This is a genomic window from Pseudoalteromonas sp. KG3 (assembly GCF_030436385.1).
Lineage (GTDB): Bacteria > Pseudomonadota > Gammaproteobacteria > Enterobacterales > Alteromonadaceae > Pseudoalteromonas > Pseudoalteromonas prydzensis.
In genome coordinates, this window is sequence record NZ_CP098523.1 from 3,150,778 (window position 1) to 3,171,196 (window position 20,419).

General features: G+C 42.0%; 15 protein-coding genes. 8 read left to right on the forward strand and 7 right to left on the reverse strand.

The annotated features are described in order from the left end of the window. Nucleotides 1–130 precede the first annotated feature (130 nt). The 3 genes from radC to rpmG all read left to right on the forward strand — a co-directional run bounded on the left by radC (nucleotide 131) and on the right by rpmG (nucleotide 1,485). The gene (gene radC / locus NDQ71_RS14875) at nucleotides 131–805 is read left to right on the forward strand and encodes a DNA repair protein RadC (RefSeq protein ID WP_064665420.1); all 675 of its coding nucleotides are present in this window, start codon (nucleotides 131–133) and stop codon (nucleotides 803–805) included. Between the two features lie 276 nt (nucleotides 806–1,081). Next, nucleotides 1,082–1,318 (forward strand): 50S ribosomal protein L28, encoded by a 237-nt coding sequence (gene rpmB, locus NDQ71_RS14880; RefSeq protein ID WP_016708423.1) that lies wholly within the window; start codon nucleotides 1,082–1,084, stop codon nucleotides 1,316–1,318. A gap of 11 nt (nucleotides 1,319–1,329) precedes the next feature. Further along, nucleotides 1,330–1,485: a 50S ribosomal protein L33 gene (gene rpmG / locus NDQ71_RS14885; RefSeq protein WP_004335545.1), complete on the forward strand. Its 156-nt coding sequence runs from the start codon at nucleotides 1,330–1,332 to the stop codon at nucleotides 1,483–1,485. A 142-nt stretch (nucleotides 1,486–1,627) separates the two neighbouring features. On the opposite strand, the gene NDQ71_RS14890 is transcribed toward rpmG, so the two are convergent. Further along, the gene (locus NDQ71_RS14890; protein WP_192542382.1) at nucleotides 1,628–2,596 is read right to left on the reverse strand and encodes a class 1 fructose-bisphosphatase; all 969 of its coding nucleotides are present in this window, start codon (nucleotides 2,594–2,596) and stop codon (nucleotides 1,628–1,630) included. 162 nt (nucleotides 2,597–2,758) lie between these two features. Here NDQ71_RS14890 and NDQ71_RS14895 point away from each other — a divergent pair, with 162 nt between their 5' ends. Continuing rightward, the gene (locus NDQ71_RS14895; protein ID WP_192542383.1) at nucleotides 2,759–5,188 is read left to right on the forward strand and encodes a zinc-dependent metalloprotease; all 2,430 of its coding nucleotides are present in this window, start codon (nucleotides 2,759–2,761) and stop codon (nucleotides 5,186–5,188) included. Between the two features lie 134 nt (nucleotides 5,189–5,322). Next, on the forward strand, nucleotides 5,323–6,096 hold the full coding sequence (locus tag NDQ71_RS14900) for a YggN family protein (protein ID WP_192542384.1): 774 nt from the start codon (nucleotides 5,323–5,325) through the stop codon (nucleotides 6,094–6,096). Nucleotides 6,097–6,177: 81 nt separating this feature from the next. Here the strand turns inward: NDQ71_RS14900 and NDQ71_RS14905 are convergent, their stop codons facing one another. Together NDQ71_RS14905 and rsuA are read right to left on the reverse strand one after the other, a co-directional pair. Continuing rightward, complete coding sequence (locus NDQ71_RS14905) at nucleotides 6,178–7,806, reverse strand: methyl-accepting chemotaxis protein (RefSeq protein ID WP_192542385.1); 1,629 nt, start codon at nucleotides 7,804–7,806, stop codon at nucleotides 6,178–6,180. Nucleotides 7,807–7,931: 125 nt separating this feature from the next. Continuing rightward, a complete protein-coding gene (gene rsuA, locus NDQ71_RS14910; protein ID WP_192542386.1) occupies nucleotides 7,932–8,630 on the reverse strand; it encodes a 16S rRNA pseudouridine(516) synthase RsuA in 699 nt (232 codons plus the stop codon). 58 nt (nucleotides 8,631–8,688) lie between these two features. Between rsuA and zapE the strand changes: the two genes are divergently transcribed. Beyond that, the gene (gene zapE / locus NDQ71_RS14915) at nucleotides 8,689–9,801 is read left to right on the forward strand and encodes a cell division protein ZapE (RefSeq protein ID WP_192542387.1); all 1,113 of its coding nucleotides are present in this window, start codon (nucleotides 8,689–8,691) and stop codon (nucleotides 9,799–9,801) included. Nucleotides 9,802–9,917: 116 nt separating this feature from the next. On the opposite strand, the gene NDQ71_RS14920 is transcribed toward zapE, so the two are convergent. Further along, complete coding sequence (locus tag NDQ71_RS14920) at nucleotides 9,918–12,944, reverse strand: TonB-dependent receptor (protein WP_192542388.1); 3,027 nt, start codon at nucleotides 12,942–12,944, stop codon at nucleotides 9,918–9,920. 348 nt (nucleotides 12,945–13,292) lie between these two features. Here NDQ71_RS14920 and NDQ71_RS14925 point away from each other — a divergent pair, with 348 nt between their 5' ends. Beyond that, entirely contained in the window at nucleotides 13,293–15,437 is a 2,145-nt protein-coding gene (locus NDQ71_RS14925; protein WP_192542389.1) for a winged helix-turn-helix domain-containing protein, read from the forward strand. Here NDQ71_RS14925 and NDQ71_RS14930 read toward each other — a convergent pair. Together NDQ71_RS14930 and NDQ71_RS14935 are read right to left on the reverse strand one after the other, a co-directional pair. Further along, a complete protein-coding gene (locus NDQ71_RS14930; RefSeq protein ID WP_064665428.1) occupies nucleotides 15,434–15,763 on the reverse strand; it encodes a 5-carboxymethyl-2-hydroxymuconate Delta-isomerase in 330 nt (109 codons plus the stop codon). The genes NDQ71_RS14925 and NDQ71_RS14930 overlap by 4 nt on opposite strands. Nucleotides 15,764–15,929: 166 nt before the next feature. After that, the gene (locus NDQ71_RS14935; RefSeq protein ID WP_283710313.1) at nucleotides 15,930–16,829 is read right to left on the reverse strand and encodes an IS982 family transposase; all 900 of its coding nucleotides are present in this window, start codon (nucleotides 16,827–16,829) and stop codon (nucleotides 15,930–15,932) included. 845 nt (nucleotides 16,830–17,674) lie between these two features. Between NDQ71_RS14935 and ltrA the strand changes: the two genes are divergently transcribed. Further along, nucleotides 17,675–19,030, forward strand: a complete 1,356-nt coding sequence (gene ltrA / locus NDQ71_RS14940) for a group II intron reverse transcriptase/maturase (protein ID WP_301561782.1) — start codon at nucleotides 17,675–17,677, stop codon at nucleotides 19,028–19,030. Nucleotides 19,031–19,076: 46 nt separating this feature from the next. Here ltrA and NDQ71_RS14945 read toward each other — a convergent pair whose 3' ends face one another. Further along, entirely contained in the window at nucleotides 19,077–20,390 is a 1,314-nt protein-coding gene (locus NDQ71_RS14945) for a hypothetical protein (protein WP_192543249.1), read from the reverse strand. Nucleotides 20,391–20,419 lie beyond the last annotated feature (29 nt).

The window sequence follows — 20,419 nt, forward strand, 5'->3', positions numbered from 1 at the left end:
ATGTGCTAACGATAGCAAATCTTTGTGCTATGGACGAAGGTTTAATAGGGAATTTTATTGGAAGTTAACAGGCGAAATTTTATTTTTGCATTACAGTTAGAAGATAAGATTACTTTTCAGGGACGAAATAATGCAATTGACCTCTTTACCAACTAGCCAGCGGCCACGCGAAAAGTTATTAGCCAAAGGGGCTAAGTCGTTAAGTGATGCTGAGTTATTAGCCATATTTTTGCGCACCGGTTTGCCAGGTATGAATGTTGTTGAGCTTGCGCAGCATTTGATGACACAAAATCGAACCTTACATAATTTATTTAATGCATCCCTTGATGATTTTTGCGCACAAAAAGGCTTAGGGACAGCCAAGTTTGTACAATTACAAGCTGTGCTGGAGTTGAGTCGTCGCTATATGATGGAACAATGTCAGCGGGATGCCGTATTTAATTCCCCCCAATCAGTGTATGACTATTTAACCCTTGAACTGCGTGGGTTACAGCAAGAAGTGTTTATGGTGTTGTACTTAGATAGTCAGAATCGCTTAATAAAAGAGGAAACGCTTTTTTACGGCACAATTAACGCCGCATCAGTTTATCCGCGTGAAGTACTCAAGGCTGCATTGAAAAATAATGCGGCGGCGCTAATTTTGGCACATAATCATCCCTCCGGAATTGCTGAACCTAGTCAAGCTGACAAATTAATTACCACTAAATTGCAGCAAGCTTTACAACTAGTTGATATAAATATTTTAGATCACATCATTGTTGGCGGCGATAATTGCGTTTCGTTCGCAGAACGAGGCTTGATTTAAGTGCATTCAAATCACTAAGCGTGTTAAAAATGAGCGGTTTAGCACTTATTTGCAAATTAGTTTAATTTAAATGCAGTTTTTGCTTTCCCTAAGGGCATTCGATCTTTATAATTAGCCGCTATCAAATTTACACATGAGCTGATTGGATTAGATCAATCACTTGATCTTTGCCTGTATAAGCTGTATAAAGAGCGCCCTTCGATTTATCCCTGGGGCACAAAATACATAGCCTAGGGGAAAATTAAGCTCGAGCGAAGTTATTGGAGATATATAGACATGTCTAAAGTATGTCAAGTTACAGGTAAGCGTCCTGCGGTTGGTAATCACCGTTCACACGCGAGAAACGCGACTAGACGTCGTTTCCTACCTAACCTACAAACACACCGTTTTTGGGTTGAAAGTGAAAAACGTTTTGTAACATTACGCACTACTACTAAAGGTATGCGTATTATCGATAAAAAAGGCATCGACACGGTTCTTACTGAAATCCGTGCTCGCGGCGAAAAAGTTTAAGGACCTGAGTCATGCGTGATAAGATCCGTTTAGTTTCTACAGCTGGTACTGGTTTTTTCTACACTACCGACAAGAACAAGCGTAACATGCCGGAAAAAATGGAAATCAAAAAGTTTGATCCAAAAATCCGTAAACATGTTCTTTTCAAAGAAGCTAAAATCAAGTAATTTTAGTTTTCTATGAATATCAAAAACCCAGCCTAGGCTGGGTTTTTTGTTTTAAATTGGCCGTCAGCCGTCTCGAGCTTCAGATATAAAAAAACCTTGCAGGCAAAACCCACAAGGTTATATTTTCACAGCTTACAGCTAGTTACTTATGATATCCCAAACAAGTCTCTACTTCGTTTTTCGAACCTAAAATCACTGCTACCCGTTGATGAATGGCATCAGGTTGAATATCCATAATGCGCTCAGTACCAGTTGATGCAATACCGCCGGCTTGTTCGATTAGCATCGCCATTGGGTTAGCTTCGTAAAGTAGGCGCAGTTTATTTGGTTTGTTTGGATCTTTAGTGTCGGTAGGGTAGGTAAAAATACCACCGCGACATAATACACGATGCACATCGCCGACCATGGCGGCAATCCAGCGCATGTTGAAGTTACGCGCTCGTGGGCCTGTGTCACCAGCGATTAAGTCATTAATGTAGTTTTGCATCGCCGGTTGCCAGTGGCGTTGATTTGACGCATTGATGGCATATTCGTTGGTATCAACAGGCACTTGGGCAAAATCTTGGGTTAGTAAAAAGGTGCCGTGCGTTTTATCTAGTGTAAAGAAGCGTGTGCCTTTACCTGTGGTTAGCGCAAGTACAGTTGATGGGCCATATAAAACATACCCCGCCGCAACTTGGTTTTTACCCGGCTGCATAAAGATACTTTGATCTGCTGGATCAGAGCCTTCTGGCGCTTCCATGATAGAGAAAATCGTGCCGACCAATGAATTGATGTCTGTGTTTGACGAGCCATCTAATGGGTCAAAAGCCACGATATATTTAGCGTCTGGGTTACCGGCAACAGTGTAATCTTCTTCTTCTGAGGCGATGGCTTTTACGTAGCCTGATTCCAGTAATATATCTTTTAACAGTTGGTTAGTTAGCACGTCGAGTTTCTTTTGTGTCTCGCCTTGGATGTTTTCATCAAGTGTGGAACCGAGTACACCCGATAGGGCACCTTGGCCTACGCGAAAAGAAATTTCCTTACAAGCCGCTAAAACTGTTCGGATCAATGAGATTAGCTCTCTTGGGCAACCGTCTTCAAGTAATACTGGAGGTAGTCTACGCATTCTATTTTCCTGATAACGTTATAAGCCATGATAATCATAAGGGTGAGAGGGATCATCACAGCAAGCGCTGAATTTCGTCTTAAATAACTGTATTTTAGGTGTAATATCCTATACTGGATACACCTTGAAAGTATTTAAAACGCGAATAACAAAGATAAGATTATGCAAAAAATACCATCGATACGTTACATACTCTTTACTGTGTTGCTGACTATGATAACCCAAGCGCACGCAGCAATTAAGTCTATTAATGATTTTACTGAGCAAATGAATCATTTTCCGGGCTATTTTTCTTTTTATTATGATACTGAAAACGGCAAAATTTACTTAAAAGTAAATAAATTCAAACAGCAGTTTCTATTACAGCAAAGCTTACCTTATGGAGTGGGCTCTAATGATATTGGCCTGGATCGTGGTCAATTAGGTAATACACATTTAGTGCAGTTTGAACGCTTTGGCGATAAAGTCATGCTGCGGGCTATTAATACCTACTACCGTGCAAATACCAGTAATAAAGCCGAACAAAAAAGTATTCAAGAAGCGTTTGCATCAAGTATTTTAGCGGGTTTTAAAGTGGTGGCACAAAGTCCACAAGCAGTGCTGATTGATTACACGCCGTATTTATTAAGTGATGTACATGGTGTGAGCCGAACGCTTGCAGCACGCAAGCAAGGCAATTTTAGCCTTGATGAAAGCCGCAGTGCGGTAAACATGGAACGCTCTAAAGCGTTTATGAAAAACACCGAGTTGGAAGCCGTATTGACCTTTAATGGCACTCAACCAGGTGAATATATTCGTCAAGTCAGTGCTGATCCGTATGCCTTAACTGTACATATGCATCATTCTTTAATTGAATTACCCGATGACAATTACACACCGCGTATATTTCATCCGCAATCAGGTTATTGGAGTATTGAACATAAAGATTATGCCGCACCATTAGATGAACCTATGCTGGTGCGTTATATCCCACGCCACCGCCTTAGCAAAAAAGATCCAAACTTACCTATTAGCGAACCGGTTGAGCCGATTATTTATTATTTAGATCCGGGTGTCCCTGAGCCGGTAAAAACAGCGCTTTTAGAGGGCGCAAACTGGTGGGATGAGGCTTTTGCCCAAGCGGGTTATAAAAATGCCTTTATTGTTAAAGTATTACCAGATAACGCTGATCCTATGGATATTCGCTATAACGTGATCCAATGGGTGCACCGCGCAACCCGTGGTTGGTCATACGGCAGCTCGGTAATTGATCCGCGCACCGGTGAGATTTTAAAAGGGCACGTTACCTTAGGCTCATTACGGGTGCGCCAAGATATTTTAATTGCCGAAGCCCTTGCTGCACCTTATTTACAGGGCAATGAAGTCGCTAAAACATTACAAGCCATGGCGCTTAACCGTATTCGTCAATTAAGTGCCCATGAAATTGGCCACACACTCGGTATTGCGCATAACTTTTCAGCATCGGTGGCCGATCGTGCTTCGGTGATGGATTACCCGCACCCATTAGTCGGCTTTAATGACAAAGGTGAGCTGGATGTTAGCCGTGGTTATGCAAATGGTATGGGCCAGTGGGATACTCAGGTTATAAAGTACGGTTACAGTGATTTTCGTAACCTTGATGAAAGTGCCGAGTTGGCAGCAATTTTAGCTGATAACCAAGCTAAAGGGCTGGAGTTTATCTCTGATAGTGACGCACGTGCTCAAGGTGGCGCCCATCCCACTGCTCATTTATGGGATAACGGCAGTTCGCCAAGTGAAGAATTATTAAGAGTACTTAATGTAAGGCAACAAGCATTGGCTAATTTTGGTATTAACAATATCAAGGTCGGCACGTCTCTATCTCAGCTGGAAGAAATGTTGGTTCCACTGTATTTATTTCATCGTTATCAGGTCGAGTCTGCTGTAAAACTGATTGCGGGTGTTGATTATGAGTACGAAGTGCGTGGTGAAGGTGCCGTCAAAGGCGCGCAAGTGGTTGCTAAACAAACTCAGCAACAAGCGTTAGAGGCGCTGTTAACCACCTTGAATGTTGACAATTTAGTATTACCAGAATCCGTGTTAGCGCTAATTCCACCCAAAGCGTATGGCGAATCTAAAAGCCGCGAAAGCATTGTTGGCCGTACTGGCCTAACCTTAGACGCAATGGCGCTCCCCGAAGTTGCAGCACAGCATAGTTTAGCGTTATTGCTAAATAGCCAACGATTAAATCGTTTAGCGCAGCAGCAAGCGCGTAGCGAAGAATTTTTTAGCTTGGATGAACTGCTTGCAAAAGTGTATCAGCAGGTGTTTTTGAGCCAGAGTAAAAAAGGCATGGCGGGTAAGATTAACCAACGCGTGCAATTACTAACAGCAAAGCAATTTGCTGACTTAGTAGCCAGTGATAAAGTGGCTCCAGAAGTGCAAGCTCAGTTGCGTTATTACTTAACAAAACTTGCTAAGGCCTATCAACAAGAATCGCTACTTAGCAGTGCGGATGTTGGCGAAAGCGCTTTTAAGCAATACTTAGCTGATCAAGTTAAACAATTCTTAACAACGGGTAATTGGCCTGCAAACTTTAAGGCATTACCAATTCCACCCGGCTCACCTATTTAGATGTAGGCGCGGGTTTATCCCGCGCACTTGCTCTATTCATGCGCGATGTAAAATCGCGCTTACCATTTTTCTTGCATAAAACTGGTTTTTTGTTAACCTAGCCGCCTTCCATTTTTAGTCTTTTTGAGGTGTTTATGGCGTTTTTATCTCGTTCGATATTGGCGATGTCCATAGCACTATCAAGTCTTAATGTTAGTGCTAAAGCCGTGTGTGAAGTTGAGCTGAGACATGGTTTGATCATCACCGATGATGTCATTCGTATTGTTGATAAAGGCCAAACTCGTGTGCAAATCAACAATGATAATCAATTGTTTATTCGTGGTTATTGGATAGATTTGAGCCCTGAAGAAAGCCAGGTATTAATGCAGTTCAGTGCGGGTATTCGCGATACTGTGCCGGAGCTGGTGGAGCTGGCAACCGATGGTGTCAATCTTGGCTTAAGTGCCATAGAGCAAGTTGTTGAAGGTATGTCAGACAAAGAACCTGAAGTACTGAAAACGCAATTGCAATATGTAGAACGTGCTTTAATGGACAAGTTTAAACGCGGGGATGACTTCTTTTTTATCGCGCCTCAATCGCTTTCAAAAATCGATGATTTTTTTACAGAAGAGATCAGCAAAAAAATTCACTCTGCCGTTCACGGCTCTCTTGGTGCCATTTTAGTTTCGCTTGGCGATGCATTTAAGTCTCGCGAAGGTAATATCGAAGATCGCATCAATGACATGGGGCTGCGCATGGATATTATTTCTAAAGAAATCGATAAGTCACTACAGAAGAAAGCCCAACAATTAGAGCTTAAAGCGTCAGAATACTGCGAATGCTTAAACTCACTGGATGTCACCGAATCGCGATTACAAATGATCGTGCCAAGTATGGCTGACTTTGATCTGGTGCAGATTAAATCTTAGGTTAATTTGTACCGTTGATAAAAAGCTAGATATATAAAAAACCCGCAGGCGATGCGGGTTTTTTGTTGTGTGAATAACCGATTAAGAACTAAATTTGTCTGTTTCAGTCTCTAGGTTGTTGGTTAAGCCTTTAATTAAGTCTCTTGCAGCATGGGCTTGATGTGATACATCTGCGGTTTGTGACGCGGTATCAGAGATGGTCACAATACGTCTTGCGGTATCTTCTCCGGCATCCAGTTGTTCTTTGGCTGCAATCGCTATTTGATGGCTCATTTGAGCAATCGCACTGAGCGATGAAGCAACACGTTGCAGCTCTTCGCTGGCATCTTTAGACTTAGCAACGGTTTGTTCACTGGTAGTAATACTTAAATTTACCGATGTTTTAGCATCTTTGGTCGCAGATTGTAACTTACCTATCATAGTGCGAATTTCTTCAGTGCTGGTTTGCGTACGTTGCGCTAGTTGACGTACTTCATCAGCAACTACCGCGAAGCCTCGCCCTTGCTCCCCAGCACGGGCTGCCTCAATCGCGGCATTGAGTGCCAAGAGATTAGTTTGCTCGGCAATACTTTGAATCACACTTAACACATTTGCGATATTATTTACTTCATCATCAAGGAGTTGGATGTTATTACCAGCGCTGTCAATTTGTTGCTCTAAAAGAGCAATGGTATCTGCTGCCTCAGTTGTCAAATGGTTTGCACTTTGGCCTTGGCGTTCAGCTTCTTGCACTGAGTAAGCGGCTTGCTCGGCATGTTCAACAACGGTTTGTGCGGATGCGGTTAACTCTGTGATAGCTGATGCGACCATGTGGGTTTCTTCATTCAAGCTGCGCGTTAGTTTATCCAGCTCCGTAGAGCGTGATTCGTTATCGAGGCTTTGATTTTTTAAGCTGTCAGTGACATCTTTAATGCCGCCAACTACGCCACGCAAGCCTTGTTGCATATAGTGCATAGCGGCAATAATGCTTTCTGGTTGGGCATCGGTGCGGATCTGTGAATTGAGATTGCCGCGTGAAACTTGCTTAACAATATCAATAACTTCATTTACTTCACCGCCTAATGCGTTACTGAGTGAAATACCAAAACGCGCAATTGCAGCAGTTAAAGCAAGTGCAATAATAAGTGACAAACCTACTAACCACTTAGCGGTATTCCAGTAACGCTCATCCACTTCTTTTTCACTGATCCCGGTGCCCACATACCAGCCAAAGTACGGGGTTTTTTGTACTACAGAAGTTAAATCAACGGTTTCACCGTCGCGCACTGAATCCCAGTGATAGGTAATAATTTTATTGGTTTGGCTGCCAACTAACTGTTCAACCATACGGCCAATACTATTACCACTGGCATCTTTAAAATCATTAAAGCTGGTGTTATGCAGCTGCGGATCGTGTGGGGTGGCAATAAAGTCGAGCTTGTCATTAACGACATAGACATACTCGCTGTCGTGGTATTTATTTTCACGCAACATTTGGGTGGCAAATTCTCGCGCTTGTTGTTCACTTAACTGGCCATTTTTTGCGAGTAATTCAAACTGCTCAACAATATTAGCAGTGCTTTTCATCAGCTGATTGATACGAGCGATATTATCGTTTTCACTGGCGTGACGAAGAGATTGTAAACCCAGTAATGCAATAGCATTAAGTGCTATAAACATCGCTCCAGCAAACAAGATTATTTTAGTTCTTAATGCTAAACCTGACAGCACATTGCGCCCCTTATTATTTTTATTGACCTTAAATTTCTACCATGTTTATCGGCTAGATGTTAGTTTTAATTAATAATAATAAGGGATTTTGACGTGACTTTTACTCAAGTTTCCCTTTTCGATCGCTAAAGCGTGATCTCTGCGGCGCTTAAAAGTCGATATTCGCCACTGCTAAGAGTGCCATCAAGTTCAATATTTGCTATTTTTTCTCTATGCAATTCAACTACTTTATTTCCAACCGCAGCGAGCATACGTTTGACTTGGTGATATTTACCTTCACAAATTGATAACCGCAAGCTGTAAGTGGCCAGTTGCTCTGCGATTGCCGGGCGAGTTAGCTCTTTTTCGTTATGTAATTGCACACCTTGGCGCAGTTGTTCTAGTGCCTCATCAGTGAGTGCTTCTTGTGTTTCAACTAAGTAGGTTTTAAATTTATTGTGTTTAGGTGAGGTGATCTTATGCGACCAATCGCCATCATTAGTGATTAAGACCAGCCCTGTGGTATCCAGATCTAGACGCCCTGCAACATGAAAATCACTCATGTTAGGTTCGTCCAGTAATTCAAATACGGTGGGATGTAAATCATCACTATTGGCGCACACATAGCCAACTGGTTTATTGAGCATGTAATAGCGCTTTCCTAAAAATGCCAAAGAGTTACCTTGGAAAATAATCGCATCAGTGGCTGTGATTTGATGATCATAAGCGGTGATCACTTCGCCATTTACTGTCGCGTCTTTGCGTTTAATGCCCGCTCTGGCTTTAGTACGTGGTATTTCAGCTAGATGGCTAATAAATTTATCTAAGCGGCAAGGAAATTTCATTGGGTTCACATTTTTAGTCAGCTACAATGGTGGCGAGTATAACCAATCAATACAGTCTATGACAGTGCCAAGCGGGCAAATATTACAGCATTATTATGCGCAAATTAATTGTGGCAAACTTCAGCGCGATGATGCCCAACTTAAGGCTGTAAAGGCGCTTGATGAGCTTGCTCAAGCGCTACAACGGCCACATGTATGGTGGCGTAAGTCGGTAAGTCCACAAGGTATCTACTTATATGGTCCAGTAGGGCGGGGTAAGTCGATGTTGATGGATGTGTTTTTTGAGCGTGTTGCGATCGAGCAAAAAACACGGCTACATTTTCATCATTTTATAGCCCAAGTTCACACCCGGTTAGGGCAATTACAAGGGCTGCAAAACCCGCTTGATAAAATAGCCAACGAGTGGTCAAAAACACTGAAACTCATTTGTTTTGATGAGTTTTTTGTTTCTGATATTGGTGATGCGATGATCATGGCAGGGCTGTTTAAGGCACTATTTACCAAAGGTGTGGTATTAGTGGCTACGTCAAATTGTCAGCCAGATCAGCTTTACTATAACGGTTTACAGCGCGCGCGATTTTTACCCACCATCGAATTATTAAAAACTCATTGCCATATTATTAATATTGCTGGCGTTGTTGATCACCGTTTTCGATTTGGCAAGCATGCAACTTATTACTTTAATAGCGCTGTTGAAAACCAGTTACACAGCAATTTTTTAGCTTTTGCAGATCAACTACTCACAGCTAAGCGCGTGACTATTTGTGGCCGTAACATTGCATGTCTACAACGCAGTAATAATGCCATTATGTTCGATTTTATGGCGCTGTGCTCAGGCCCGCGCAGCACCGCAGATTACATTTATTTAGCGCAGCATTACCAACGCATTTATGTGTGTGATATTCCAGTAATGGGGTTGGCTGCCACTGGAAAACAAATAGTGCATGGTATTGAAGACAGTTATCAACGTGAACATCAAGACTTACAAGAGCATACACTTGATGATGAAGCGCGCCGCTTTATTGCGCTGGTAGATGAGTTTTACGATCGTGGCAAGCTGTTGGTGCTAAGTAGCGAGGTAGAAATTGCTGATTTATATCAAGGGAAAAAGTTAGCCTTTGAATATGCGCGAACAGAATCACGATTAATTGAAATGCAAAATTGGCGTTAGCCTTTTTTAAACTAAAAAAGCACGCTCTTGCGAGACGTGCCTTTGACAACAACCTAGTAGGAATAGAGCTAACGAATGAGAATGCTTCGTTAGCAATAAATTTTAGACGCTATCATTTAAAAACTATATTGCGCACCTAAGTACACATAACGACCTGCGCCACCGCCGTATCCACTGTAGTAGTTACCGTTGCCGCTTGGGTAGAATGCCCCTTGATTGTTAAAAATATTATTAACGCCGCCGAATACACGTAAATCACTTTTTGGCGTTAATGCCATTGTGTATGAGGCTGATAGGCTATGTTTTATGTATGACCCGTAGTCTTGATAAGCTAGAGGCTCAGGGTTAGTAATACAATCTGCTTGTGCAGCAGCACAGTTTTCATCGTTGTCTGCCACAGCCAATAGGTAGTCTTTCTCGTCTTGCTGATCTGCTTTAAAAGAGCCCAAGAAGTTCGTGCGCCAACGAATACGTAGATCATCTAAGCTCCACGCAATAGACATTGCAGCTTTATCTTTACTGCGGCCATATCCAGCATATTGAGTTACAACATCGTTACCATCTAAACCTTCATAAGTTTGTGAGTTTTCAATAACGTGGTTGTAATCAAGTTTTAACGCGACGTTACCATAGCTACCTAGCTCAAAGTCATAGGTGGCAACTACGTCATAACCACGGGCTGTTAACTCATCTAAGTTATATTCGCGTTGGAGAATTTTGATGATGTTACCTTCGTTATTACGGGTAATATCATTACAGAACTCATTGTCACTGCCCCACGCTGCTTCTGAGTCGTAACACTCACGCATTATGTTTTCGTTACTGATCTCGTCAATGGCATCCACGATAGCAATGTCGTAGTAATCTACCGCAAGGTTAAAGCCTTGGAAGAACTCTGGAGATAATGTCACCCCAAAGGTGTAGGTATCAGCGGTTTCTTCTTTAAGATTAGGATTACCAGTGCCCGGTGAATAGTTGTTATCTTCACTGTCGAATACGAAATCTGGATTTTCAGCTAGTTGTTTAGCCAAGGTTGGCTCTAAACGGCAATTAGCGTGACCCGGTTTAGTTGAAGTGGCAGTTAAGCCATCACAAATGTCATCATATGAATCGAAGTCTCCACGTGGTGGTGACATTAATTCAGTGATAGTTGGTGCGCGCTGCGCACGAGCATAATTAGCTCGTACCATATAGCCATCAATTGGTTGCCATAGCAAACCCAGTTTATAGCTGGCTACCGTGTTAACGTTCTCCATACTGTAATTTGCTAAACGTAAAGAGGTTTCAGCAGATAAGCTTTTTGCCAATGGCGCATCTTGTAAAAGAGGGATCGCTAGCTCTGCAAAAGCTTCATAAATTTCAACTTCACCATAAAATGAAGGAACCACGTTAAACGTAATGCCACCGACTTTCATATCATCACTCGTGTCTAGACTTTGGGTGTCCTTACGGTATTCAGCACCAAATACAGCAGACACATTACCTGCTGGCAACTCAAATAAATCGCCGGTGATGTAACCCATCACTGTGTATTGCTGAATTTTAGTATCAATAATTGGGTTAGCACGGATCCAATTGGCCATATCAGGTGTGATAGAGCCTTCACCGAATAAATTAATAGGTACACAGCCTGCAGCACGTGCAGCGTCATCAATACATTGAATAGTTCCATCAGCTAACTTTTCAGCTTGTAATGCTTGATTTAGGTTAACTACATTTAACTCGTTACTACGAATTTGGTGTTGCTTGAACTGTCCGTAACCAGCTGATACATCCCAATCCCATTGGTGGTCAAACATAGTACCTTGTAAGCCTGCCCAAGTACGAATGGTAGTACGGTCATTATCAGTGCTGATATTACCCACTTCGCCAAAGCGACGATCCCAATAAATGCGATCTTTGTACGGGTTTGCATCTAAAATTTGTTGCGGTACATAAGGATTATCAATTGGGATGTAACCTGGTGCTATATCTGCAATCGGATCGCCTGTTACAGCGTCATAGCGAGGAACATATGCACCTTCATATTCATCTTCAGGAGATTTATCGTTGAATGAGCCACTTTTACTGTATTGCAGTTGAAAGTAACTCATGATGTCGTCAGTGACATCAAAATCGATTTTTACAGCCGTTGAAAAGTTATCACTGGGTACTTCCAGCATTACATACTGGTTGGAGTTAATCCCGTATATTTCCTCGTTCCCTTTCCAATCATCACGTAGTGTTTGGCCGTCATACCAAAATTGAGTGTCGTTATTGCTATTTTCTAAAAAAACGCCACCTAAAGTACCATCGCTTTTACTCACCCAATCAGCTTGAGTAATATCTCGCATACATTGCGGGCCGCTTGCGGTCACCATTTGGTTGCACATTAAGTCGTTATTATAACTATGTGCCGCTTCTATTTTTGCACGGTCACGATCATAGTAGCTAATGCCAAAATCACGATCCCAGTTTGCACTAAAAAACACATAGCCTTTATTATCAGCAAATGAATCACCGTAATTTAAATCTAAGGTAAACTCTTTACCTCCGCCTTCGGTCGTTTGCCCACCACGTGCTTGAAAATCAAAACCTTCTTTCTTAGATTGGGTGATGATATTAACCACACCTGCTACGGCATCGGCGCCATAAGTTGCTGATGCGCCACCGCTGATGATTTCAACGCGCTCAACCATACCGCTTGGAATAGTATTTAAACTGACATAGTTACCGCCGTAACTATTAGATACCACGCGACGCCCATCAATAAGAGTTAGAGTACGATTGGCACCTAAATCACGTAGCTGCACCGTTGAAAGCCCTGTGCCAGAAATGCTTGATTGACTTGTATTATTACCAATACTTTGACTTAGTGCTGGCATGTTATCGACCAGTACATCAGATAGGTTACCTAGACCCGTATCTTGAATTGCAGAGCGATCCATGGTGACTAGCGGTGTAGCAACGGAAAAACTATCGCGCTTTAGGCGTGAACCAGTTACCACGATTTTTTCAGGCGCTTCTTGCTTAGCTTCGTTTACTGTTGTTTGGTTAGGCGTTAGTTGGCGTTCAATTTGAGCATTGTTTGCTAATGATTGGCCTGAAAAACTTGCTGTGATCGCCAGTGCTAGTGCGCATTTTCTTGTTGATATTTTGCTCACAGATTTCCCTTATATTTTTAATATTATAAAGCTAATGCATTAGCCACGTTTGACGGGCAGTTCAAACGACTTCGACTAATGCATCAGCGGATGGATTTGGGTATATTCATACTCGTTAGCTGTTTTAAGTAATCGTGAAGATAAACACAATGAAAGGTATCTCGTTTATATCCCTATTTTACATCTATTTTACATCTATTTTATATCTATTTCTTTTTAATCAGGTGCTTATGCTGTTCTAATTAATATGCCAGTAAATTATAATTGTGTTGTTTATCGTGTTGTTTTGCTACTAACAATGGGGTAACCTTCTAGACTGCTAAACATTAAGGTATAAAAGCGTTATTTATGAAAACTAATCAGCCATTTCTTGTTGGACAGTGCCTGTTTTGTGCGTTTGAAAATAAGCTTAGTTGCGCTGATCAAGAACGCATTTTACAACCTAAATTTACTGAGTTACTGTGCTTTTTAGTGAAACACTACCCAGAAGCTGTGACCCGTGAAGAGCTAATTGCAGGAGTGTGGGATGGTAATCAATTTGTTGGTGAAAAAGCGCTGACGAATGCAATATGGCATCTACGTAAAACCTTTAAAGAGCTCGACCCAGAGCACACGTATATCGCTACTTTACGTAAGACTGGCTACCGTTTAGCACAAGCGCCAGTATTTGACGAGACACAAGAGTGTGAGTCGGCACTCGATAAGCCACAGTCACCGATTGAAACTCTCCCTCAGCAAGGGCGAGCGAGTGACTTTAAAATAGTCACAGTGTTAGCCTTGGCTTTGGTATGCATTGCGTTTTTTTATTTGCAACGTACGCCAGCGATTTCAGAGTCGCTAGTTGTGGCACCGTTATCCGAGCATATTGAGACCATCACCACCAGCCCTGGACGTGAGTTGTTTCCGGCTATTTCAAACGACAGTCATTTTCTGGCTTATTCATGGCGTCGCCCTGAGCAATATACAAACCTTTATTTACGGGATTTATTTTCTCCTGAGCAGGCCGCAATTGCGCTAACTGACAGCCCTTATGTGGAAGGGCGCGCAGTATTTAGTGATGATCTTAACGATATTTTTTATTTTCGCCTTGATGAACACGCTCGCTGTGAAATAGTAAAACAACAAATCGCGACTGCAAAAATCACCGTATTAGCGTCGTGTGGGCAAGGTGGTAGCTCTGATCTAGATATTAATAAAGCAGGTAACCAGCTGGTATTTATAAGTGAGAATAATAAAGCGAAAGGCCAGACGCAGCTAAATATTGTTGATTTACAAAATGCTGAAAAAGTAATTAAACAAGTGCCATGCCCGAGTGATTGCCAGTTTAATGATGAATCGGTGGTATTTTCCCCTGCAGGTGATGAGCTGCTGGTGTCGCGTAATTTAGCATCAGGCTATGAAGAACTCTTTTTAGTTGATATTGCTAGCGGCCAAGCGAAACAATTAACCTCTGGATTTGTTGATATTCGCGGCGTTGACTGGCACCCAAGCAAAGGGTTATTGGTTTTTTCGGGGGTTGAGCAAGGCAAACGCCATGGCTATTTTTATGAGTTAGCAACAGGGCGGTTAATTGATTCGAAAATCGATGGCTTAAGTTATCCCGAATATGGCCAAGATGGTAGTTTGTATTTTCATCAATGGCATATCGACTCAGCATTGATGCGGGTAGAGACTAACAATGCTGTTGCCAGTTCGCCATTTCCGATTTTATCTACTCACTTTAATACGCGCTTTCCTAATTACAGTAGTATTAAAAAGAAATTGGCATTCGTGTCGAATGAATCAGGAACTACTGAGTTGTGGATAGCCAATAAAGATGGCACGCAGCGAAAAAAACTTAGCCAATTAAATGCCACTATTTACAATCCTGTTTGGTCTTTTGATGGACGTTATATTGCTTTTAATGCTTCGAAAAACGGCGTAAATACTCTCCAGCTTTATAACTTTACTACGCAAATGACCACAGAGCTTAAAACAGACTTTACTTATCACAGTAAGCCTAGTTGGGCCCAAGACAGTAGCAGTATTTTGATCTCAAATGGCACTGAACTATATCGTTTTGACCTCAAGGGGAATAATTTAGGCAAGGTTATAGAACAAGCCACACTGTATGGGTATGAAGACCAACGTGGCGCAATCATTTTTGCAAATCTTGATGCTCAGCAGCTATGGATAAAGCCCCCTGATAGTGACCAAGCAGAGCTGTTAGTTGAGTCTATTAATTTATCGAACCACCTTTCATGGTATTACGATGAGGGGACAACCCAAACGGCTTCGCGAGTGTATTATTTTAATGTGGAACAGGGGGATTATCGCATAAGTTATTATGACTTCACGAGCCACTCACACCATGATGTAATGCGTTTACCTGAGAGGGCATTTAGCCGCAGCTCAGGCTTAACTTATATCAAAGAGATGGGCTGGTTGGTGTATACCTCGTATAAATCACCGCAAATAGATATAAAGCGTATTAAAGCGGAGTATTTACCTTAGCATTTACGATAAATTTCGTGCTGCATATCGTGTACGTTGACACTTAAACTATCAGAGTCCCGACAATAAATTTGCAAGCAATGCAGTAAGCTTTCACTGAGCTGCTGTTTTTGTTCAATACTGCGTCCAGCCATAATATGCACGGCAATGTGGATAAACCCTTCCTTACCGTCACCTAGTTGATAATGGGTGTAAGCTATAGCGCGAGTTTTAATGGTTGGCAGTTCAAACAAGCCAGTCGCAAATGCGGCATTGTGTATTTTTTCAACCAACACTTGCGGTAACACGGGTAAATCTTCTGAGTGTTCAATGATAATATGCGGCATGATCTAGTTACTTCCCTTAGAAACGGTATGTGAAGCCTAAGCTTGTTTGAAATTGATTAAGTACGTCACCATCGAAATGCCATAAACATTGATTGTCTTCATCTATCGGTAAGGTACAAGAAACGTTACTGGCGTTATTAACGATAGTAGCTAACCTGAGATCTGGTTAAGCCAACATTAGATTATTACTCTCTAAAATTTCAAGTTCTTGCGATGTTAAATCTAATGACGGCTTTTCCTCTTTTAGGCAATAGGCAATTAATCCACCAAGTAAATTTAGCATAAAGCCATGCATACTGCGGTGTCTAGAGTGTTCAATGTAAGAAATGTTTTTCAATTGATCATTCACCGTTTCGATTATAAATCGTTTTTTCAATAAAGCCCTGTCCCACAATGAAATAAATTTTTTCTTCATATTCTTTCGAACCGTCGTGATTAACTCGACACCTTTTTCTAGTAACTCACCAGAGAGCGCTTTGCTGATATAACCTTTGTCGCCATAGAGTTTTCCGAAGATAGAGTCCGCCATATCAGAAACAGGCTCTCGATCATCCACATTGCCCGTTGTGAGCTTTAGCGCCACAATCTCACCTAAATGATTAATTATTAAGTGTAGTTTGAATCCATATGACCAACCCATAGTGCCTTTTCCATGATGAGCAACGCCTTCAAACACTTTATTTCTTTTAGCTCTGATGATGTGACACACTTCTATTTTAGTGGAGTCAACAAATTGTATACCTGTGGGCTTGCCAAGTTTTGATGTGAGGTAACTGCACATCGGAACCACCACACTAGGCATAAGCGCGAGAAACCTTGTGTAACTCAGCAACTCTGGAAAATAGGCTTTAAGTTGACGGCAAACATAGTGAAGATAGTAGTTTTTGAAATCTCTGTAATGTGACTGGTGAAAATGGATGATAATAGTCATCACCTCTGACGGAGATAAGCGGCATGCTCTTCGACGTTTAATTTCACCATTTTCGAGCAATATACGCTGCCAGCTTGGGAAAAATAACGTTGAAAAATCATCGACATCACAGTACGTTTCAACTAACTTGTTCATGCTCGTTCCTTTTTGTTCTAATCACTCTTGGTCGAATGATCGGATCATGGAACGAGCATTTAGTTCCTTTAAATTAGTAATTTCTTATCCGAAGCTCAGGTTAATTAATCATAACCAATCTGTACTTAGACCAAAAGGTGAACAATAGTTTTCACACAGCCTGGGCACTCAGCCGAACATCGGCAAAGAGCTATTAGCGGAAGTTCGTTCAAACACGTTTTTGGACAAAAACACGTTAGAGTATTTATTCGGTAACGCTTCAATCAGCCGACGCGTTAGCGGTCGGCTGTATTGACTTGTGTACGCCCGACATGGGCATTGACTTATGAGGTGAAAGTCCTCTGTAGGAAGATCACCGTTTAAATAACATACTGTTATTAAACGATAACTACTAGCGAATGGCAAGGGCTAAATCGCGAGAGATAGTCTGAAGGAAGCCGCTAGCAAATCTGTGAGCTGATGAACAAAAACATCATATGAGGCGTAGGCTGGAGACGAGCTAGCACAAGATAGCGAAGTCATGTGATCTAACGGCCACCGTAAATGATGCAGTTGTGCAGAGAAAGTCGATGCATCTTATTCGGGGAGATCTGATAAACACGCATCCGCGCTAACGCTTGGAGATTACCAGTTAGGGACTGGTTGTTCAACCCTTGGCGCTTTGGTTGCTGCGACCTACAGCGAGCGAAATAGCAGTAAACAAGCGTTAGTTTTAGACGCGCTTTATCGAGTAATCGCTAGAGTGATTTATCAGAAGTCAGCAGACGGCATAGTAGCCAAACGCCCATCGTAATGGAGGGGACACGGTGAAGGCCTGAACATCTTAACCAGAGGAGACACTACAAATGAACTTGAATTCACATAGATCACCGTGTTGTGATAGTGATGAACAGCGTTCGACTGTGAATAATACCTCGAATGAATATAACCAAATAGATCATGACCTTATGGCAAAGGTACTAAGCAACCACAATATTAGCGCAGCATGGCAACATGTTAAGCGCAATAAAGGGGCTGCGGGTATTGATAATATGAGTATTGAGGAATTTAATGACTTCGCTAAGTTACATTGGCTGGGTATTAAACAACAATTACTTAACGGCACTTATCAACCCTTGCCAGTCAAACGCGTGATGATACCCAAACCTGATGGCGGTGAGCGAATGCTTGGGATCCCTGCTGTTATCGACAGAGTGATCCAACAAGCCATTGCTCAAGTGATCAGCCCTTACTTTGAGCCTCAATTTTCACCACATAGTTATGGTTATCGCCCTCATAAAAGAGCCAGTCAAGCAGTGAACCATGTTCAGTCTTGTGTTAAACAAGGTTATAAAACAGCGGTTGATATCGACTTGTCTAAGTTCTTTGATGAAGTAGATCATGACATGCTGATGAATCGTGTTAGCCGTAAAATCAAAGACAAAGCACTCATGCGCCTACTCGGTAAATACTTACGAGCGGGGATCGCAGAGCGCGAAACAGGTCTGTGGTTTGAGTCAACCAAAGGAGTCCCTCAAGGTGGGCCATTATCCCCTTTGCTTTCCAACATCTTACTCGATGAATTAGATAAGAAGCTAACCTACAAACACCTTAAGTTTGCACGTTACGCTGATGACATAATCATTTTAGTAAAAACGAAAAGCGAAGGATTAATAATCCAGCGGGAAATTACTGCGTTCATCACTAAGCGATTAAAGCTCAAAGTGAACGAATCGAAAAGTCGAGTGGGTCCAGTATCAGGCTCAAAATTTCTCGGGTTCACATTCCGTTACGGTCAAGTGCAGATCCACGAACAGGCGCTAAAGAAATTCAAAGCAAATGTCAGGGAACTCACTAACCGCAACTGGGGGATCTCAATGACCCTACAAATTCATAAACTCACGCAGTATTTGCGCGGCTGGGGACACTACTACCTGATAGCCAACGCTTATCAGCTAACGGTGGATTTAGATCATTGGATCCGACGTAGGATAAGAATGTGCTACTGGCGGCAATGGCGTAAACCTCGCACCAAAGTACGCAGTTTAATGAAATTGGGTGTTAGCGAACGACTCGCCATAGCCTGTGGTATCACCAGTAAAGGCCCTTGTAGAAGCTCAAAAACAAAAGGTATTAACATTGCGCTAGGCAATAACTACTTAGCTTCACAAGGTTTAGTGTCATTGAGGGATATTTGGATCAACATTCATTACGGGAGATGAACCGCCCATTGCGGACCCGCATGATGGGTGGTGTGGGGGCTGGAGGTTAGAGACCTCCGGCTACCCGATTAGTTGCTATTTGCTGAAAGAACTGTCTTGAGTTAAATTCAGATTTTGTTACAAAATCTAACAAAGTTAACCACGACGTGTGTGATACGAATGATTTGCTAACCTCTACAAAAGTTGCCGTTGTAGCTGGTTTGCCTTCGTTAACAGCCGAATTGAAAGCCTTCCACAGAAAAAAAACATCGCTATTTCGCTCTTGAAGCTCATTGTTTAAGGCATCAAAGAGCAGCAAGCCGCAACTATAATGAATTTTACTGCTTTTTAAGGCAACGTTTCTATAATTGGTTTCAGTTCCAAAGCTACTCAAGCAATTTTCTTTTGCCTTCTCCATTTTACTCAGAAATATTTTATGATTACCGTGTATTTCTGAATATGAAAGACCGGCAAATAGTTCAGCACTACCTTCATGTAACCACGCGTCGGCTAAAGCTTCTACATTGCCAGCCTTTCCTTGGTATAAATGCGCCACTTCATGAGCAAAAAACCAAAATGTAGCATTTTCATCTAATTTTTCTATGGCTTTTTCTCCATACCAATGCATAAATATTTGCCTTGGCAGAGTCCCGCCTTGATTACCATAACGTCCATCGCTAGTCTGGCTATAGGAAGCATACAAGCTTGGGCGAAAGTTAAGTGCTCCCATGCGGGCGGCGAAATATGAAAGGATTTTTGGCAAGTTTTGAGACATCAACTCTTTCAGCGGTACAGGAAGACCTCTATCGAGCAAACTGACAAAATTTTCATCTTGTATTGGCTCTCCCTTGCCAACGTATACTTTTTGGCCGCTGTCGCTATCCACCCAACTGGCATCTCCAGTATAAACAACTCCGTCAACAATTATATTATCGTCTTTAGATGCCCGAATACGGATATGCCATTCGTTTAATGAGCCATCACAAAGGTCAGGGCACGCAAAGAACCTGCCAGAATGAAACAGCATTCCTCCGTCAGTGAAAGGGGAAAAAGGTGCATAGTCTTTCGGTAATGAGATATATGTAGGTGTAAGTTCAAATTCAACTTGAGTGAAAGGTTTACCATCGACTCGTCTTACAGTTTCGTAGTCATTTACCTTAACAACTTTAAAATCTGCAGATTTAATTCTCCAACGCTTTCCCCTTGAGCTATCCGGACTTCTTTGAAAGGAAATACGTGTAACGGGTGCATCAGACGTATAACTGACACTCCAACTTCCAGCAGGGCTCTTTATGATAACAGTAGAGATTTCGCTAGCTGCTATACCCCGGCTCGAAAACAGTAAAAGAAGTAGTAGTATCCAGTTATAATTACGACACATGAATTTTACTCCATTAGCAACTAACAATT

Bases quoted from the DNA above. Each gene is read 5' to 3' on its own strand.
- rsuA (WP_192542386.1), bottom strand. From the start codon at position 8,630: ATGAAATTTCCTTGCCGCTTAGATAAATTTATTAGCCATCTAGCTGAA.
- NDQ71_RS14895 (WP_192542383.1), top strand. From the start codon at position 2,759: ATGCAAAAAATACCATCGATACGTTACATACTCTTTACTGTGTTGCTG.
- NDQ71_RS14900 (WP_192542384.1), top strand. From the start codon at position 5,323: ATGGCGTTTTTATCTCGTTCGATATTGGCGATGTCCATAGCACTATCA.
- rpmG (WP_004335545.1), top strand. From the start codon at position 1,330: ATGCGTGATAAGATCCGTTTAGTTTCTACAGCTGGTACTGGTTTTTTC.
- NDQ71_RS14945 (WP_192543249.1), bottom strand. From the start codon at position 20,390: ATGTGTCGTAATTATAACTGGATACTACTACTTCTTTTACTGTTTTCG.
- zapE (WP_192542387.1), top strand. From the start codon at position 8,689: ATGACAGTGCCAAGCGGGCAAATATTACAGCATTATTATGCGCAAATT.
- NDQ71_RS14890 (WP_192542382.1), bottom strand. From the start codon at position 2,596: ATGCGTAGACTACCTCCAGTATTACTTGAAGACGGTTGCCCAAGAGAG.
- NDQ71_RS14925 (WP_192542389.1), top strand. From the start codon at position 13,293: ATGAAAACTAATCAGCCATTTCTTGTTGGACAGTGCCTGTTTTGTGCG.
- radC (WP_064665420.1), top strand. From the start codon at position 131: ATGCAATTGACCTCTTTACCAACTAGCCAGCGGCCACGCGAAAAGTTA.
- NDQ71_RS14935 (WP_283710313.1), bottom strand. From the start codon at position 16,829: ATGAACAAGTTAGTTGAAACGTACTGTGATGTCGATGATTTTTCAACG.
- ltrA (WP_301561782.1), top strand. From the start codon at position 17,675: ATGAACTTGAATTCACATAGATCACCGTGTTGTGATAGTGATGAACAG.
- rpmB (WP_016708423.1), top strand. From the start codon at position 1,082: ATGTCTAAAGTATGTCAAGTTACAGGTAAGCGTCCTGCGGTTGGTAAT.
- NDQ71_RS14930 (WP_064665428.1), bottom strand. From the start codon at position 15,763: ATGCCGCATATTATCATTGAACACTCAGAAGATTTACCCGTGTTACCG.